The sequence below is a fragment of the Paramagnetospirillum caucaseum genome, assembly GCF_000342045.1.
GTDB lineage: Bacteria > Pseudomonadota > Alphaproteobacteria > Rhodospirillales > Magnetospirillaceae > Phaeospirillum > Phaeospirillum caucaseum.
The window spans coordinates 26,321-42,280 of sequence record NZ_AONQ01000014.1; the positions used below are offsets into that span (position 1 = coordinate 26,321).

The 15,960-nt window shown below is 66.4% G+C and carries 19 protein-coding genes and 1 pseudogene; 5 read left to right on the forward strand and 15 right to left on the reverse strand.

Features of this window, described 5'->3' with window-relative positions; genetic code table 11:
• The first annotated feature begins 88 nt into the window (after nt 1-88).
• Together H261_RS23265 and H261_RS07005 are read left to right on the forward strand one after the other, a co-directional pair.
• Nucleotides 89-544, forward strand: a complete 456-nt coding sequence (locus H261_RS23265) for a BPSL0067 family protein (protein ID WP_008615827.1) — start codon at nt 89-91, stop codon at nt 542-544.
• A 30-nt stretch (nt 545-574) separates the two neighbouring features.
• On the forward strand, nt 575-976 hold the full coding sequence (locus H261_RS07005; RefSeq protein ID WP_040475904.1) for a hypothetical protein: 402 nt from the start codon (nt 575-577) through the stop codon (nt 974-976).
• Nucleotides 977-978: 2 nt separating this feature from the next.
• Here the strand turns inward: H261_RS07005 and H261_RS07010 are convergent, their stop codons facing one another.
• From H261_RS07010 to petA, 5 genes and pseudogenes are all read right to left on the reverse strand, one after another.
• A complete protein-coding gene (locus H261_RS07010) occupies nt 979-1,674 on the reverse strand; it encodes a lysophospholipid acyltransferase family protein (RefSeq protein ID WP_008615829.1) in 696 nt (231 codons plus the stop codon).
• 19 nt (nt 1,675-1,693) lie between these two features.
• Entirely contained in the window at nt 1,694-3,478 is a 1,785-nt protein-coding gene (gene msbA, locus H261_RS07015) for a lipid A export permease/ATP-binding protein MsbA (RefSeq protein WP_008615830.1), read from the reverse strand.
• A 139-nt stretch (nt 3,479-3,617) separates the two neighbouring features.
• Nucleotides 3,618-4,370: a cytochrome c1 gene (locus H261_RS25980; RefSeq protein ID WP_322096290.1), complete on the reverse strand. Its 753-nt coding sequence runs from the start codon at nt 4,368-4,370 to the stop codon at nt 3,618-3,620.
• A gap of 12 nt (nt 4,371-4,382) precedes the next feature.
• Nucleotides 4,383-5,615, reverse strand: a pseudogene (locus H261_RS25985) (cytochrome b); the annotation flags it as partial.
• Nucleotides 5,616-5,626: 11 nt separating this feature from the next.
• Nucleotides 5,627-6,181, reverse strand: a complete 555-nt coding sequence (petA, locus tag H261_RS07025; protein WP_040475906.1) for a ubiquinol-cytochrome c reductase iron-sulfur subunit — start codon at nt 6,179-6,181, stop codon at nt 5,627-5,629.
• A 156-nt stretch (nt 6,182-6,337) separates the two neighbouring features.
• Here petA and H261_RS07030 point away from each other — a divergent pair, with 156 nt between their 5' ends.
• Together H261_RS07030 and H261_RS07035 are read left to right on the forward strand one after the other, a co-directional pair.
• Nucleotides 6,338-6,823: a tRNA (cytidine(34)-2'-O)-methyltransferase gene (locus tag H261_RS07030; protein ID WP_040475919.1), complete on the forward strand. Its 486-nt coding sequence runs from the start codon at nt 6,338-6,340 to the stop codon at nt 6,821-6,823.
• The gene (locus tag H261_RS07035) at nt 6,820-7,518 is read left to right on the forward strand and encodes a class I SAM-dependent methyltransferase (RefSeq protein ID WP_008615834.1); all 699 of its coding nucleotides are present in this window, start codon (nt 6,820-6,822) and stop codon (nt 7,516-7,518) included. The genes H261_RS07030 and H261_RS07035 overlap by 4 nt, the downstream gene beginning before the upstream one ends.
• 180 nt (nt 7,519-7,698) lie before the next feature.
• Here H261_RS07035 and H261_RS07040 read toward each other — a convergent pair whose 3' ends face one another.
• From H261_RS07040 to H261_RS07085, 10 genes are all read right to left on the reverse strand, one after another.
• The gene (locus tag H261_RS07040; protein WP_008615835.1) at nt 7,699-8,214 is read right to left on the reverse strand and encodes a hypothetical protein; all 516 of its coding nucleotides are present in this window, start codon (nt 8,212-8,214) and stop codon (nt 7,699-7,701) included.
• 83 nt (nt 8,215-8,297) lie between these two features.
• Entirely contained in the window at nt 8,298-8,756 is a 459-nt protein-coding gene (gene rlmH, locus H261_RS07045) for a 23S rRNA (pseudouridine(1915)-N(3))-methyltransferase RlmH (protein WP_008615837.1), read from the reverse strand.
• Nucleotides 8,756-9,259, reverse strand: a complete 504-nt coding sequence (gene rsfS / locus H261_RS07050; RefSeq protein ID WP_235062887.1) for a ribosome silencing factor — start codon at nt 9,257-9,259, stop codon at nt 8,756-8,758. Before rsfS ends, rlmH begins: the two co-directional genes overlap by 1 nt.
• Nucleotides 9,169-9,780 carry a nicotinate-nucleotide adenylyltransferase gene (locus tag H261_RS07055; RefSeq protein ID WP_008615851.1) on the reverse strand — a complete coding sequence of 204 codons (612 nt, stop codon included), beginning with the start codon at nt 9,778-9,780 and terminating at the stop codon, nt 9,169-9,171. Before H261_RS07055 ends, rsfS begins: the two co-directional genes overlap by 91 nt.
• 154 nt (nt 9,781-9,934) lie before the next feature.
• On the reverse strand, nt 9,935-11,203 hold the full coding sequence (locus H261_RS07060; RefSeq protein ID WP_040475907.1) for a glutamate-5-semialdehyde dehydrogenase: 1,269 nt from the start codon (nt 11,201-11,203) through the stop codon (nt 9,935-9,937).
• Nucleotides 11,200-12,312, reverse strand: a complete 1,113-nt coding sequence (gene proB / locus H261_RS07065; RefSeq protein WP_008615854.1) for a glutamate 5-kinase — start codon at nt 12,310-12,312, stop codon at nt 11,200-11,202. The genes H261_RS07060 and proB overlap by 4 nt, the downstream gene beginning before the upstream one ends.
• A complete protein-coding gene (gene obgE, locus H261_RS07070; protein WP_008615855.1) occupies nt 12,309-13,529 on the reverse strand; it encodes a GTPase ObgE in 1,221 nt (406 codons plus the stop codon). Before obgE ends, proB begins: the two co-directional genes overlap by 4 nt.
• 76 nt (nt 13,530-13,605) lie before the next feature.
• Complete coding sequence (gene rpmA / locus H261_RS07075; RefSeq protein ID WP_008615856.1) at nt 13,606-13,875, reverse strand: 50S ribosomal protein L27; 270 nt, start codon at nt 13,873-13,875, stop codon at nt 13,606-13,608.
• Between the two features lie 31 nt (nt 13,876-13,906).
• A complete protein-coding gene (gene rplU / locus H261_RS07080; protein ID WP_008615857.1) occupies nt 13,907-14,209 on the reverse strand; it encodes a 50S ribosomal protein L21 in 303 nt (100 codons plus the stop codon).
• 143 nt (nt 14,210-14,352) lie between these two features.
• Nucleotides 14,353-14,565, reverse strand: a complete 213-nt coding sequence (locus tag H261_RS07085) for a DUF1289 domain-containing protein (protein WP_008615858.1) — start codon at nt 14,563-14,565, stop codon at nt 14,353-14,355.
• 99 nt (nt 14,566-14,664) lie between these two features.
• On the opposite strand from H261_RS07085, the gene H261_RS07090 reads away from it, so the two are divergent.
• Entirely contained in the window at nt 14,665-15,879 is a 1,215-nt protein-coding gene (locus H261_RS07090; protein WP_008615859.1) for a 6-phosphofructokinase, read from the forward strand.
• Nucleotides 15,880-15,960: the final 81 nt, after the last annotated feature.

Genomic DNA, 15,960 nt, shown 5'->3' on the forward strand with positions numbered 1-15,960 from the left:
TGGCGACTAGGCTGGGTACATCAACGCCATAATTACGTCCACAGCCAAGCTGCCCCCATCGGGCAGTTTTTTTCATTGGAGTTTCGCCATGCCGAACACCTACGACCCCGCCCAGCCCCGCGATGACCATGGGCGCTGGTCCAAGACCGCCTCGGAACACGGATATGTGGTCAAGGACTTCGAAGCCAGGATGGCGAAGGTCATCGCCGACGGCAAGCAGGTGGGCGAGAGCAGCGAATGCGTCGCGCTGGTCAAGCACCTCGCGCCGGAAGTGGGCCGCGCCGCCGACTGGCAGGAAGGTCCGCCCATCCGGAATTTCGGAGATCCGCCGGTGGAGCGCGGCACGCCCATCGCCACCTTCGTCGATGGCCGCTACCGCAATGCATCGAGCGGCAACCATGCCGCCGTCTTCATCCAATACGGAACCAAGGGCATCACGCCGGGAATCTGGGTGCTGGATCAGGCGAAGGACCTTGATCCGCAGAAACGATTTATCCAATTCGGAGGCCGAGCCGAACGCTATTCCGTTATCAAACATAAGTGAGTGTGGCAGCATGGGCCTGGAGACATGTCCATGCTTCGTTTTTTGTCTTTTATTGCCCTGATTGTCGCTGCCACGCCGGCCTTCGGTGCCGTGGTGGACTGCCCTTTGCGGAATCCCGATCATCCCGAACAAGTCCTGAGCGGAGCGGGTAACGACGCCGGCGACGAAGTCGATGGCGTCGAACAGCGGCGGGGGGATATCCGGCATCAGACCCAATACCTTGAGAAATGGCGGGAACGGGATACCGCACTGCGCTGTACCTATCGTAGCCCCCAGGGCGACCATAGCGCGTTGATCCTCATGGTGCCCGGCCTTCTCATCCGCTGCGACTGGCTGGCCCGAGAGGTTTTGCGCCCCCAACCGGTCGAACCCGGTACCGGCGGACCAATCGATCAGGTCTATTTGCGCATCTGGTGTACGTCGCGGCCCTAGAATCATGAGGCCGGCTCCGGCGTATCCTGCCCCACCCTGGCATCGGCGTCCCGCGTGATGGCGTTGAGGCTGTCCTCCACCGCTTGGCGGGCGGCTTCCATGGCCGTCTCGCCGGCCTCCTTGGGCACCAGGATCGGGTCGCCCCAGACGAAGATTCCGGTGGAGAACGGCAAGGCCACGGCGAAGCGGTCCCAGCTGGAGAGCAGCCTGCGGCGGCTGGTGGCGAAGGTGGCGGGCAGGATGGGAACCTGCGCCAGCCGGGCCACCGCCACGATGCCGTCGCTGGCCCGCATGCGCGGCCCCTTGGGGCCGTCGGGGGTGATACCGACGCACTCGCCGTTCTTCAGGAATTTCAGCATGGCGCGCAGCGCCGCGCTGCCGCCCCGGGTGGTGGAGCCCTGGACGGTGTCGATGCCGAAATGTGACACGGTCCGCGCGATCAGCTGGCCGTCCCGGTGCTGGCTGATCAGCATGTGAATGGGCACGCTTGAGCGCCACGACCTGGGCATCATCAGGATGCGGCCGTGCCAGAAGGCCAGGATGAAGGGCTGGCCGGCATTCCACAGCGCCTGGGCATGGCCGCCGTTGACCACGCTCCAGCGCCCGGTGAGAAAGACGAAGCGGATATAGAGCGAGCCCAGCCAGCACAACAGCCCGCGCAATCCCTCGCTCTTGCCGATGCGCTTGGCCCAACTCATGGCATGGCGTCCATGGGCTTCAGCCTCCGTCGGCCTTGGAGGCTTCCTCGGCGAACTGCATGGCGTAGAGGCGGGCGTAAGTGCCGTCCTTGGCCATCAGGGCGTTGTGGTCGCCGGATTCGATCACCCTGCCCTTGTCCAGCACATGGATCAGGTCGGCGTTGACCACGGTGGACAGGCGGTGGGCGATGACGATGGTGGTGCGGCCCTTCATCAGCAGTTCCAGGGCGGTCTGCACCTGGCGCTCGGATTCGGTGTCCAGCGCGCTGGTGGCCTCGTCCAGCAGCAGGATGGGGGCGTTCTTCAGCATGGCCCGGGCGATGGCGAGGCGCTGGCGCTGGCCGCCCGACAGGTTCAGGCCGCGCTCGCCCACCACGGTGTCGTAGCCCTCGGGCAGGCCGACGATGAAGTCGTGGGCGGCGGCCGAGCGGGCGGCGGCCTCGATCTCCTCGTCGGTGGCGCCGAAGCGGCCATAGGCGATGTTGGCGCGGATAGTGTCGTCGAACAGGGTGATTTCCTGGCTGACCAGGGCGATCTTGGCGCGCAGGCTGGCCAGGCTCACCCCCCGCACGTCCTGGCCGTCCACCAGAACATGGCCGTCGGTGACGTCGTAGAAGCGGGGCAGCAGGTTCAGCACCGTCGACTTGCCGGCCCCGGAGGGGCCGACCAGGGCCACCGTCTTGCCGCCCGGCACGGCCAGATCGATGCCGTCCAGCACCGCCTTGGCGCCGTCATAGGTGAAGAACACGCCATCGAAGCTGACCTTGCCCTCCAGCACCACCAGGTCGGGGACGCCGTCCTTCTCGACGATGCTGGGCTGGGTGTCCAGCACCGAGAAGGTCCGTGCCGCCGCCGCCAGGCCTTCCTGCAGGTTGGTGTTCATGGCGGCCAGGGACTTGATGGGGCGGTAGGCCAGCATCAGGGCGGTGATGAACGAGAAGAAGGCGCCCGGCGTGGTCTCGCCCGCCACCACCCGCGTGCCGCCGTAGAGGATCACCACGGTGATGGCGATGCCGCCCAGCAGTTCCATGATCGGCGACGAGGCGGCGCGCACCCGGGCCGCCTTGTAGATCAGGTCCTGCAGCATCTCGACCAGGGCGGTGACCTTGCGCTTCTCGTAATCCTCCATGCCATAGGCCTTGACCACCCGGATGCCCTGGACCGCCTGCTCCAGATAGGTGGTCAGCTGGCCCATGTGCTCCTGGGTGTTGGCGGTGACCTTGCGCATGCGCCGGCCCAGCTTGCGGATGGGCAGGATGGCGATGGGGAAGATGAAGAAGGTCCAGGCCGACAGCCGCCAGTCCTGGTAGAACATGGCGCCGATCAGGAACAGCACCGACGAGGCGTCCTTGCCGGCGCCGGTCAGGGCGTCGGACACCGCGAAGCGCATCTGCGAGATGTCGTTGGTCAGCCGCGACAGGATGCGTCCGGTGGAATTGGCGTGGAAGAAGGCGACGTCGAGCCGCATCAGGTGGGAAAACAGGCGCGACTGCATGTCGGCGATGACGCGCAGGCCGACCTTGGACAGGAACACCGCCTCGCCGTAATTGCACACCGACTTGACCGCGAAGGTGGCCAGCACGGCGGCCGCCAGCGGCACCAGGAATTCGGGGCGCTTCTCGGTGAAGATCTTGTTGACCACCGGGTCCATCAAGAGGGCGTAGCCGGCATTGGCGGCGGCGCCCACCACCATGCAGAACACGGCGGCCATCACCTTGCCCATGTAGGGGCGCATGCCCTCGTTGAATAGGCGGCGCACCAGCACCCAGGTGGAATGATCGAGGGAAATCTTCTGCTTGCTCAACGGACTATGGCCCCAAGACGGCACGCGCGGGCGGACCATATCACGGCGGGGCGCAAGGGCCAAACGAAACGGCCGCCCTCCGTTAGGAGGACGGCCGTACCGTTCAGGTGGGATATGCTTCGAGGCGCGGGCCCGCTCCTCAGTGCACGTCCTTCCAGATCTGGCGCTTCAGCGCGTACATCAGGGCGGTCAGCAGGGCCAGGAACACCATCACCTTGACGCCCATGGACTTGCGGGCGTCCAACTCGGGCTCGGCGGCCCAGTTGAGGAAGGTCACGATGTCGTAGGCCACCTGCTCCTTGGTCGCCTTGGTGCCGTCGGCATAGGCGACGATGTCGTCGCTGATCACCGCCGGCATGCTGATGGCGTTGCCGGGGAAGTAGTGGTTGAAGAACTTGCCTTCGGGGATCGGATGACCCTCGGGGGCGGCGTCCTCGTACCCCAGCATCAGCGAGTAGACGTAGTAGGGGCCGCTGGGACGCGCCTTGTTCATCAGCGACAGGTCGGGCGGCAGGGCGCCGCCGTTGGCCGCCGCGGCGGCCTTGTCGTTGGCGAAGGGCGGCACGATGCGGTCCGACGGACGGGCGGGGCGGTTGTTGACCACGCCTTCGTCGTTGGGCTCGTCGGGGACTTCCTTCTCGGCGGCGAACGCCTTGACCTCGTCCGCGGTGAAGCCGATGTCGGCCAGGTTGCGGTACGCCACCAGCTTCATGGAGTGGCAGTTGGCGCACACGTCGTGGAACACCTGCCAGCCACGCTTGAGCGCCGCCTGGTCATGCTTGCCGAACATGCCTTCCCACGAGAAGGCGGCGGCCGGCTTCTTGAACTCCGGCATGCCGGCGCTGCTGGCCTGGGCCTGGCCACCGAAGCCGGCGATGCCGAAGCCGATCATGGCCAGCAGGGCGGCGGCCTTGACCACCGGCTGGGCGATGGAGGCGGGCAGCGGCTTGGGCTTCTCGATGCGCGACAGGAGCGGCAGGATCAGCAGGAAGTGGGCGAAGTAGTAGGCGGTGCAGAACTGGCCGACCTTGATCAGGACGCCTTCCGCCGGCTTGCCGCCCACATAGCCCAGCACCATGCAGTCCACGAAGAACAGCCAGAAGAACTGGCGGTACAGCGGACGGAACTTGGCCGAGCGCACCTTGGAGCTGTCCAGCCAGGGCAGGGCGAACAGGATCAGGATGGCTGAGAACATGGCCAGCACGCCCTGCAGCTTGGCCGGCAGCAGCGGCAGGTCGAAGGTGAAGGCGCGCAGGATCGCGTAGAACGGCAGGTAGTACCATTCGGGCACGATGTGGGGCGGCGTCACCATCGGATTGGCCGGGATGTAGTTGTCGGGCTCGCCGAAGAAGTTGGGCGCCCAGAACACGAAGGCCATGTAGAACATCAGGAACAGGCCGATGCCGTACAGATCCTTGATCGTGTAGAAGGGGTGGAAGGGGATGGAATCCTGCGGCCCCTTCATGTCGATACCCAGCGGGTTGTTTGACTTGACGGTGTGCAGCGCCCAGACGTGCAGCACGACCAGGCCCACGATGACGAAGGGCAGCAGGAAGTGCAGCGCGAAGAAGCGGTTCAGCGTCGGATTGTCCACCGAGAAGCCGCCCCACAGCAGGGTGACGATGTAATCGCCGACCACCGGGAAGGCCGAGAACAGGTTGGTGATCACCGTGGCGCCCCAGAAGGACATCTGGCCCCAGGGCAGCACGTAGCCCATGAAGCCGGTGGCCATCATCGCCAGGAAGATGGCGATGCCGATGAACCACAGGATCTCGCGCGGCGACTTGTACGAACCGTAGTACAGGCCGCGGAAGATGTGGATGTACACCAGGATGAAGAACATCGAGGCGCCGTTGGCGTGCAGGTAGCGCAGCAGCCAGCCGTAATTCACGTCGCGCATGATGCGCTCGACCGAGTCGAAGGCCAGCGATGTGTGGGAGGAATAGTTCATGGCCAGGAACAGGCCGGTGAGGATCATGATGATCAGCATCACCGCGGCCAGCGAACCGAAGTTCCACCAGTAGTTCAGATTGCGGGGGGTCGGATATTCGATCGCGCTGTGCTGCATCATCGAGAAGACGGGCAGGCGCTCTTCGATCCAGTTGACCACCTTGTTGTTGCTCTTGAAGTCGCTCATGACGGGTCCCCTCAGCCGATCCGGACGGTGGTGTCGGTGGTGAACTGATAAGGCGGCACCGGCAGATTGGACGGTGCGGGACCCTTGCGGATACGGCCCGACGTGTCGTAGTGCGACCCATGGCACGGACAGAACCAGCCGCCGAACTCACCCTTGGGGTCGGCGGGCTTCTGGCCCAGCGGCACGCAGCCCAGATGGGTGCAGACGCCGATCAGGACCAGCCATTCCGGCTTCTTGGCGCGCTGGGTATCGGTCTCGGGTTCACGCAGGTCGGCGGTGTTGACCTTGGCGGCGTCGGCGATTTCCTCGGGCAGGCGGTGCCGGACGAAGACCGGCTTGCCGCGCCACACCACGGTGACGGACTGTCCCGGCTTGATGGCCGAGATATCGACGTCGGTGGTAGAAAGCGCCAAAGTATCAGCGGCCGGGTTCATGCTATGCACGAACGGCCAAAGTGCCAAACCGGTCCCCACCGCACCGACGGCGGAGGTGGCATACAGCAGGAAGTCCCGCCGTGTCTGCCCGTCCACCGACGAGGGCTGGGCATTGTGTGCCTGATCAGCCATGATTAATCCTCTTGTTGGCCCGCGGAAGCGCGACTATTAACCACATCGTCAGAGTCGATTCAACAGCCGTCTCGACATGCATGCGCGACGGCTAATATGACGTTGCTGCAAAGCACCATCACACCGCACGCCGAATTCGCCGCCGGGACTCCCCCCTTGGATCTTCTCCGTCTCGCCCTTTACCAGCCGGACATCCCGCAGAACGCGGGAACGCTGCTGCGCCTGTCCGCCTGCCTGGGCGTGGCGGTGGATATAATCGAACCCTGCGGCTTTGTCCTTGATGAACGTAAAGTCCGGCGCGCGGGAATGGACTATATCGATCAGGCCCGCTACGCCCGTCATTCGTCCTGGGAATCCTTCGCCGCCGCCCTGGCCGCCGAGGGGCGCCGGCTGGTGCTGCTCACCACCGGGGCCGAGATGCGCCATGACCGCTTTCCTTTCCAGGCGGGAGACACCATCATGGTGGGGCGGGAAAGCTCCGGCGTGCCGCGCGAGGTGGCCGAACGGGCCCATGCCCGTATCCGCATTCCCATGCGGGCCGGGGCGCGCTCGCTCAACGTGGCCCTGGCGGCGTCCGTCGCTACCGCCGAGGCGTTGCGCCAACTGGACGGATTTCCCGGCGAGGGGGACGAGCAGGCATGAGTCACGATACCGTCCGGCACTGGGACGCCGACCGCGCCGCCGCCTATGACCGGCGGGTGAGGGAGGCCATTCCCGGCTATGACGCCCTGCACGTCCTGTCGTGCCAGATCGTCGCCGAAACCACCTCCGGCCGTGGCCGCGCCCTGGTGATCGGGGCGGGGACGGGGGCCGAATGCATCGCCCTGGCGCAAAGCTGCCCCAACCTCTCGGTGGTGGGCGTCGATCCCAGCAAGGAGATGCTCGACCACGCCGAGGCCAAGGTGAAGGAGCACGACCTCACCGCCCGGGTGCGGCTCTATCCCGTCAAGGTCGGCGATCTGCCGAAGTTCGAGCCCTTCGACGCCGCCTCGCTGCTGCTGGTGATGCACTTCCTCAAGGACGACGGGGCGAAGAAGGCCCTGCTCGACGAGATCGCCGCCCATCTCAAGCCCGGCGCCCCCCTGATCCTCGCCGACCTGTTCGGCGCCTGGAGCGACGCGTGGCAGCAGCAGTTGCGCGGCTGGTGGCGGCACCTGCAACTGGCGGCGGGGATTCCCGAGGCCGAGGTGGAAAAGGGCTTCCGCCACGTGGACCGCGACATCTTCCCGGTCACCGAGGCCCGCCTGGCCGAATTGCTGGCCGAAACCGGCTTCGGCCGGCCGGAACCCTATTTCCGCGCGCTGTGCTTCGGCGGCTGGGTGGCCAGGAAGATTTAGGGCCAATCGACATTCAAGCGGATGGGACGAAAAACGGGCCACAGATGAACACAGATTCCCGCTACGCGGGACACAGATAAGGAATATTCTCAATTCATCTGTGTTTACCTGTGGCTGAAATTTCTGTCAGGAAGACGCTCTGGCCTGAAATCAGCCGAATTTCCTGAATGTCGATACAGCCTAGGACCCGCCCAGCAATCCATCGATCTCGACCTGAGCCATGGCGCGGTCCGAGCCGTGGATGATGGCGTTGGCGCAGTCCATCAGGGCCTGGGCGGCGCGGCTGATGGCCTTGACGTGCTCGGCGGTGAGCGCCGGGTCGGTGCCGCCGACGATCTCGTCCTCCAGCTTGGCGACGCCGCCGAGGATCAGGGTGTTGAGGTGGTTGATGGTCTCCTCGAAGGGGCGGCGGAACTTGGACGGCACGCGGTCATAGGCCTCCACCGCCAGCAGCTTGTCCTTGAAGGTGGAATCGGCGAAATGCTCCTGGTAGCTCTTCGGAGCCCACATCTTGCATTCCTCGATCATGTCCGGCATGTCCGGCACCATGTCGAGCAGCATGACGATTTCGTTGAAGTGGTTGAGGTAATCGGTGGCGAGCAGGGTCTGGGCGCTGATATTGGTGCCGCCGACCCTGACAACGTATTCCTCGAATGCCGCCCGCTCTTCCGGCGGGATATCAGATTCCGTCACCACCCCTCCTTGGACCCGCGCCGACTCCCGGTCCGCCATCCTTGCGCCATGATCCCAAGAATTTCAAGAGGTCCTATGCCCATGGATCAGGTCCGGTGGTACGGATGGCCGGCCAGGATGGAATGGGCGCGCCACAATTGTTCGGCCAGCAGGGCGCGGACCAGCATGTGCGGCCAGGTCATGCGCCCGAAGGACAGCAGCAGGCCGGCCCTTTCCCGCACCGCGTCGCCGTGGCCGTCGGCGCCGCCGATCAGGAAGGCGACGTCCTGGGCCCCGCCGTCGCGCCAGCCGCGCAATTTGCCGGCGAATTCCACCGAGCCCATGTCGCGCCCTTTCTCGTCCAGGGCCACCACCACCGCGCCCTCGGGCAGGGCGGCCAGCAGAAGCTCCGCCTCGCGCGCCTTCAGCTGAGGGCCGGCGAGGGGACGCTTCTCCTCCACCTCCTTGAGGACGGGCGGCGGCGTCAGGCGGCGGCAGTACTGGCGGAACAGCTCCTGCTCCGGTCCGGCCTTGGCCTTGCCCACCGCGGCGATGATCAGGCGCATCAGCCCTGTTCGATGGCCTTGGCGCGCACCGCGCTGGCGGTGGGGGCGTCGGCCTTGGCCTCCAGCGCGCCCCACATCTTTTCCAGGTTGTAGAAGGTGCGGACCTCGGGGCGGAACAGGTGGACGATGATGTCGCCGGCATCGACCAGCACCCAGTCGCACTGGGGCATGCCCTCGGTGGTGACCTTCTGGCCGGCCTGCTTCAGGGCCTTCTCCACGTATTCGGCCATGGCGCCCACCTGGCGCTGCGACTTGCCGGTGGCGATGACCATGGTGTCGGTGATGGAGGTGCGGCCCTTGAGGTCGAGGACGATGACGTCCTCGGCTTTCAGGTCGTCCAGGGTGGCCGCGACGATTTCCGCCAGACTGGGGGCGGGGGCGGGTTGTTCGGCCTTGGCGGCGGGCTTGCGGGCTATGGTTCTCTCCTGTTGCGGATGGCGGTAGACGAGGCGGCGTGGCGCCGGATGTGCAGGAACACCCAGGCGGGCGGCTGTCCTTGCCACAGAAATCGGGCCCTCGGCGAGGGCAGGCGGCGTCCGGCGAAGCGGTGGGCCGCTTGGGCGCCCAGGGTTCGGGCAGAATAGGGACCGCGGGCCAGAATCGCAACGGGGACAGCGCGGAAGATGCTTTCCCAGCGGGCCCAGCGATGGAATCCGGCCAGATTGTCGGCGCCCATCAGCCAGACGAAGCGGATGCGGGGAAAGCGACGCCGCAATACGCCCAGGGTATCGGCGGTGTAGCGCGTGCCCAATTCCGTCTCGATGGCGGTGGGGCGCAAGTGGGGATGGCCGGCGCACACCGCCTCGGCCGAGGCGAGGCGCTCGGGGAACGGCGCCATGCCGGCCACCGGCTTCAAGGGGTTCTGCGGACTGACCAGCAGCCAGACCTCGTCCAGCCTCAGCAGCCGCAGGGCCAGCAGGGCGATGTGCCGGTGCCCGTCATGGGCCGGGTTGAACGAGCCGCCCAGAAGGCCGACCCGCGCCCGGCGGGGCTCGCCCCAGGGATTGAGCCTCGGGCGGGTCATGACGGTTCCGGCTTTTCACGGGACACGGATGGACGCGGATGCCGGCTGCGCCGGCCACGGATGGACGGTGAAGTGGACATTATTCCACTCCGATCCGTGTCCATCCGTGAGCGCGAGGCGCAATCCGTGTTCATCCGTGTTCCTCGGCAAAATCTCAGCCGGGCCTGGTCTGGCCGCTGCCCTTCACCACGTATTTGAAGGTGCAGAGCTGTTCGACGCCCACCGGGCCGCGCGCGTGCATCTTGCCCGTCGAGATGCCGATTTCGGCGCCCATGCCGAACTCGCCGCCATCGGCGAACTGGGTCGAGGCGTTCCACAGCACGATGGCCGAGTCGCATCCCTGCAGGAAGGTCTCGGCGGCTTTCGGGTCCCCGGCGATGATCGCCTCGGTGTGGTGCGAGCCATAGGTGTTGATGTGCTCCACCGCAGCCCCCACCCCGTCCACCACCTTCACCGAGATGACGGCGTCGAGGTATTCGGTGCTCCAGTCGGCTTCGGCGGCGGGCGACACCCGGCAATCGGCGTCCTGGGCCGGCTGGTCGCCCCGCACCTCGCAGCCCGCATCGATCAGCATGGCGACCAGGGGCGCGAGGTGGGTTCCGGCGCAGGCACGATCGACCAGCAGCGTCTCGGTGGCGCCGCAGACGCCGGTGCGGCGCATCTTGGCGTTGAGCACGATGGTTCTGGCCATCTCCAGGTCGGCGGAACCGTCCACATAGGTGTGGCAGATGCCTTCCAGGTGCTGGAACAGGGGAATGCGGCTCTCGGCCACCACCCGTTCGACCAGCGACTTGCCGCCGCGCGGCACGATGACGTCGATATACTCGGACAGGCGCAGCATGGCGCCCACCGCCTCGCGGTCGGTGGTCGGCACCATCTGCACCGCGTCGGCGGGCAGGCCGCAGGCGGCAAAACCGCCCGAGAGCGCCGTCAGGATGGCCTGGGACGAATGGAAGCTTTCCGAGCCGCCGCGCAGGATGGTGGCGTTGCCCGATTTCAGGCAAAGCGCGGCGGCGTCGGCGGTGACGTTCGGGCGGCTCTCGTAGATGATGCCGATCACCCCCAGCGGCACGGCGACGCGGGAAATGTGCATGCCGTTGGGCCGGGTCCATTCGGCCAGCGAGCGCCCCACCGGATCGGGCAGCCGGGCGATGTCCTCCAGCCCCTTGGCCATGGCCTCGACGCGGGCCGGATCGAGCATCAGGCGGTCGAGCATGGCCTTGGTGAGCCCCTTGGCCTCGCCCGCTTCCATGTCACGCGCATTGGCGGCGAGGATCAGCCCGGCATCGATGCGGATGGCCTGCGCCGCGGCGCGCAGCGCCTTGTCCTTTTGCTCGGACGGGACCAGGGCGAGCGCACGGGCGGCGGCGCGGGCGCGCCGGCCCAAATCGGTCATCAGGGTATCGAGGTTGGCGGTCATCATCCCTCCATCACCAGATCGTCGCGGTGGATCAGTTCGTCGCGGCCCCGAAAGCCCAGGATGGCCTCGATCTCCCCCGACTTGCGGCCCATGATGGCGCGGGCATCGGTGGCGGAATAGGCCACCAGCCCGCGCCCCAGTACCTTGGCCTCCGTATCCTTGACCAGCACGCAATCGCCGCGCTCGAATTCGCCGTTGACCTCGGTGATGCCGGCGGGCAGCAGCGAGCGGCCTTGGGCCAGTGCCCGGGCGGCGCCGGCATCCAGCACCAAGGTGCCGGCGGGCTTCATGGAGCCGAAGATCCATTGCTTGCGCGCCGTGCGCGGCTCGGAACTGGGCAGGAACCAGGTGCAGCGCCCGCCGTCCTCGATGGTCTTGAGCGGGTGCATGGGCTCGCCCCTTGTGATGGCCATGCGGCAGCCCGCCGACAGGCAGATGCGCGCCGCCACCAGCTTGGTCACCATGCCGCCCGAGCCGTAGGCCGAGCCGGGGTCGCCGGCCATGGCCTCGATCTCCGGGGTCAGCTCGCGCACCTCGGGAATGAAGCGGGCGTCGGAATCCTTGCGCGGGTCGGCGGTATACAGGCCGTCGATGTCGGAGAACAGCACCAGGGCGTCGGCGGACACCATCTGCGCCACCCGGGCGGCGAGGCGGTCGTTGTCGCCGACCCGGATTTCGGCGGTGGCCACCGTGTCGTTCTCATTGATCACCGGCACGGCGCCCAGGCGCAGCAGGGTCTCCAGCGTCGAGCGGGCGTTGAGATAGCGCCGCCGGTTCTCGGAATCGTCGAGCGTCAGCAACACCTGGGCCACGGTGATGGCATGGTGGGCCAGGGCGTCCTGCCAGGCATGGGCCAGGCGGATCTGTCCGGTGGCGGCGGCGGCCTGCTTCTCCTCCAGCTTGAGCGGCGGGACGAGGCCCAGCTTGCGCCGCCCCACCGCCACGGCGCCCGACGACACCACGATCACTTCCTGGCCGCGCGCCGTGCAGGCGGCGATGTCGGCGGCCAGACTCTCCAGCCAGCCGCGCCGCATCTGTCCGGTGGCGTCATCCACCAGCAGCGAGGAGCCGATCTTGACGATCAGGCGTTTGGCGTCGCGGAGGGGGTTCATTCCTCGTCTTCGTCCTCTTCGTCGTCCAGGTCCGCGCCCTCGTCGTCGTAATCCCCGTCCCCGCCCTCGGCATCATGCCAGATCCACTCGCCGTCGGCGCCCCAATGGCCGCGGGCGAACTGGTCATCCTCCGCCTCGGCCTTGCGCTTCCTTTGCTGGAAGGTGGGGGCGCCGCGCTTGCCGGCGCCGAAGATGGCCGAGGCGGCGGGCACTTCCGGCTCGGCCTCGCGGGCCTCCCGGATATGGGTGAACAGGCGGGCCAGGATGGGCTTCAGGCCGACGCCCGACACGCCGGACAGGGGCAGGACCTCCTGGCCGCAGGCTTCCGACAGTTCCATCAGCTTCAGCTCGATGTCGTCGGCGGTGAGCGAATCGCACTTGTTGAGCGCCACCACCTCGGGCTTCTCGTCCAGGCCGCCGCCATAGGCGGCCAGTTCGTGGCGCACCACGCGATAGGCCTCGGCCACGTCGTCCTGGGTTCCGTCGATCAGGTGCAGCAGCACGCGGCAGCGCTCGATATGGCCGAGGAAGCGGTCGCCGATGCCGGCGCCCTCGTGCGCCCCTTCGATCAGGCCGGGAATGTCGGCGACGACGAATTCCTCCTCGCCCAGGGTGACCACGCCCAGGTTGGGATGCAGGGTGGTGAAGGGATAATCGGCGATCTTGGGCCGCGCCCGCGTCACGGCGGCCAGGAAGGTGGACTTGCCGGCATTGGGCAGCCCCACCAGACCGGCGTCGGCGATCATCTTGAGGCGCAGCCAGATCCAGCACTCCTCGCCCGGCCAACCCTCGTCGGCGCGCCGGGGCGCCTGGTTGGTGGACGATTTGTAGTGCATGTTGCCGAAGCCGCCATCGCCGCCCCGGAGCAGCACCATGCGCTGTCCGGCGGCCGTCAGGTCGGCCAGCACCGTCTCCTTGTCCTCGTCCAGCACCTGGGTGCCGACCGGCACCTTGAGCACCACGTCGTCGCCCTTGCCGCCGGTCTTGTTGCGGCCCTGGCCGTGATTGCCGATCTTGGCCTTGAAGTGCTGCTGGTAGCGGTAGTCGATCAGGGTGTTGAGGTTGGCCACGCATTCCAGGATGACGTCGCCGCCCCGCCCGCCGTCGCCGCCGTCGGGACCGCCGAATTCGATGTGCTTCTCGCGCCGGAACGAGCAGCAGCCGGCGCCGCCGTCGCCCGACTTGACGAAAATCTTGGCCTGATCGAGGAACTTCATGGGGGTATATCCAAAAGCAAAAGGGGAACGGCGAACCGTTCCCCTTTCTTAAAAACGCAAGCGTCCGGGAACGGCCTTATTCGGCGGCCTCCGGCAGGGGCTCCACAACCACGAAGGTGCGGCCCTCGGCCTTGTGCTGGAAGCTCACCTTGCCCATGGCGGTGGCGAACAGGGTGTGATCCTTGCCCATGCCGACATTGGTGCCGGGATAGAACTTGGTGCCGCGCTGGCGCACGATGATGTTGCCAGGGATGACCAGCTCGCCGCCGAACTTCTTGACGCCGAGCCGCTGACCCGCGGAGTCGCGGCCGTTGCGGGACGAACCGCCAGCCTTTTTATGAGCCATTGTCTACTCTCCTCGTATCCGGCGCGGGCGATCAGCCGGCGGAAATATCGGTGATGCGCAGGATCGTCAGGTCCTGGCGGTGGCCGTTCTTGCGGCGCGAATTCTGGCGGCGGCGCTTCTTGAAGATGATGATCTTCTCGCCACGGGCCTGAGCCACCACGGTGGCCTTCACGCTGGCGCCGGCCACGACGGGGGCGCCGATCTTGTCGCCGACCATCAGAACCTGATCGAGCACGACTTCGGCACCGGCCTCGCCACCCAGCTTCTCGACGCGGATCACGTCGCCCGAAGCCACCTTGTACTGCTTACCGCCGGTCTGAATGACTGCGAACATGACGATTCTACCTGAGCAAAAGAAATAGTGACGCGCAAGGTTTGGGCCTAGCGCGAGAGGGCCGAAATATACTCACCCCCGGGGCAGAGTCAACGGCTATCTGAATCGGATTGCGAAGAACCCCGGCTAACCGATTCCGATCGCTAGGAACCGCCTCCGGCCAGCACTTCCGGCTCGGCGGCGGCGCGGACGGGCAGGCGGGCCAGGATGTCTTGCTTCTCGGCGTCGCTGGCGGTGGACCACGCCTTGATCTCGGCCCGGGTGCGCTTGCAGCCGATGCACCAGCCAAACCGGTCGTCGATGCGGCAGACGGATTTGCAGGGAGAGTCGAAGATGCGGAGCGGCGGGGCTGGCAAGGGGTGTCCTCATCAAAGCGTTGGCCTCCCCTCATATTGGTCGCTGGCGGCCCGGCAAAAAGGGGCTATCCTGTTCGGGCACCAAGAGGGAGGCGTTCCATGCTGCACGGCAAGGTTCTGGTGGCCCAGGGCGGCGGCCCCACCGCGGTGATCAACCAGTCCATGGTCGGCGCGGTGCTCGAATCCAGGAAGTTCCGCAACGTGGACCTGGTCTACGGCGCCCATCACGGGGTGCGCGGCATCGTCAACGAGGACTTCCTCGACCTCACCCAGGAGACCGGCCACAACCTGGAAATGGTGGCGCAGACGCCGTCCTCGGCGCTGGGCTCGACGCGGGACAAGCCCGACCTCAAGTACTGCCACGAGATTTTCGAGGTGCTGAAGGCCCACGGCATCGCCTATTTCTTCTATATCGGCGGCAACGATTCGTCGGACACCGTGCGCATCGTCTCGGAGGAGGCGCGCAACGCCGGCTACCCGCTGCGCTGCATCCACATCCCCAAGACCATCGACAACGATCTGGTGCTCAACGACCACACGCCGGGCTTTCCCTCCGCGGCCCGCTTCGTCGCCCAGGCCTTCATGGGGGTCAACCTCGACAACGCGGCGCTGCGCGGCGTCTATCTGGCGGTGGTGATGGGCCGCAACGCCGGCTTCCTGACGGCGGCCTCGGCGCTGGGCAAGAAGTTTCCCGAGGATGGCCCCCACCTTATCTATATCCCCGAGCGCACTTTCCGGGTGGAGAGCTTCCTGGCCGACGTCAAGGCCGCCTACGACAGATACGGCCGCTGCGTCGTCGCCCTGTCGGAGGGAATCCACGACGAGGACGGCACTCCCATCGTCTCCACCCTGTCCAAGGCGGTGGAAAAGGACGCCCACGGCAACCTGCAGCTTTCCGGCACCGGGGCGCTGTCCGACCTGCTGTGCGACGAGGTCAAGGACAAGCTGGGGATCAAGCGGGTGCGGGGCGACACCTTCGGCTACCTGCAGCGCTCGTTCATCGGCTGCGTCTCGGACGTGGATCAGCGCGAAGCCCGCGAGGTGGGGGAAAAGGCGGTGCAGTTCGCCATGTGGGGCGACCAGGACGGCTCGGTGACCATCCAGCGCACCGGCTTCTACTCGGTGGACTACAAGCTGCTGCCGCTCGAGGCGGTGGCCGGCAAGACCAGGGTGATGGAGGATCACTTCATCGCCGAATCGGGCACCGACGTCACCGATTCCTTCCGCATGTATCTGCGGCCGCTGCTGGGCTCGGGCATGCCCGACGCCTTCCGGCTGCGCCTCAACTCGGTGCCGAGGATTCTGAAGCGGTAGGGGGCGAGTCCACAAACTCTTGCCTCTGGCGCGGATTTGGCTATATTGACGCCCAGACACATTCTTGTATTCCCGTCCGAC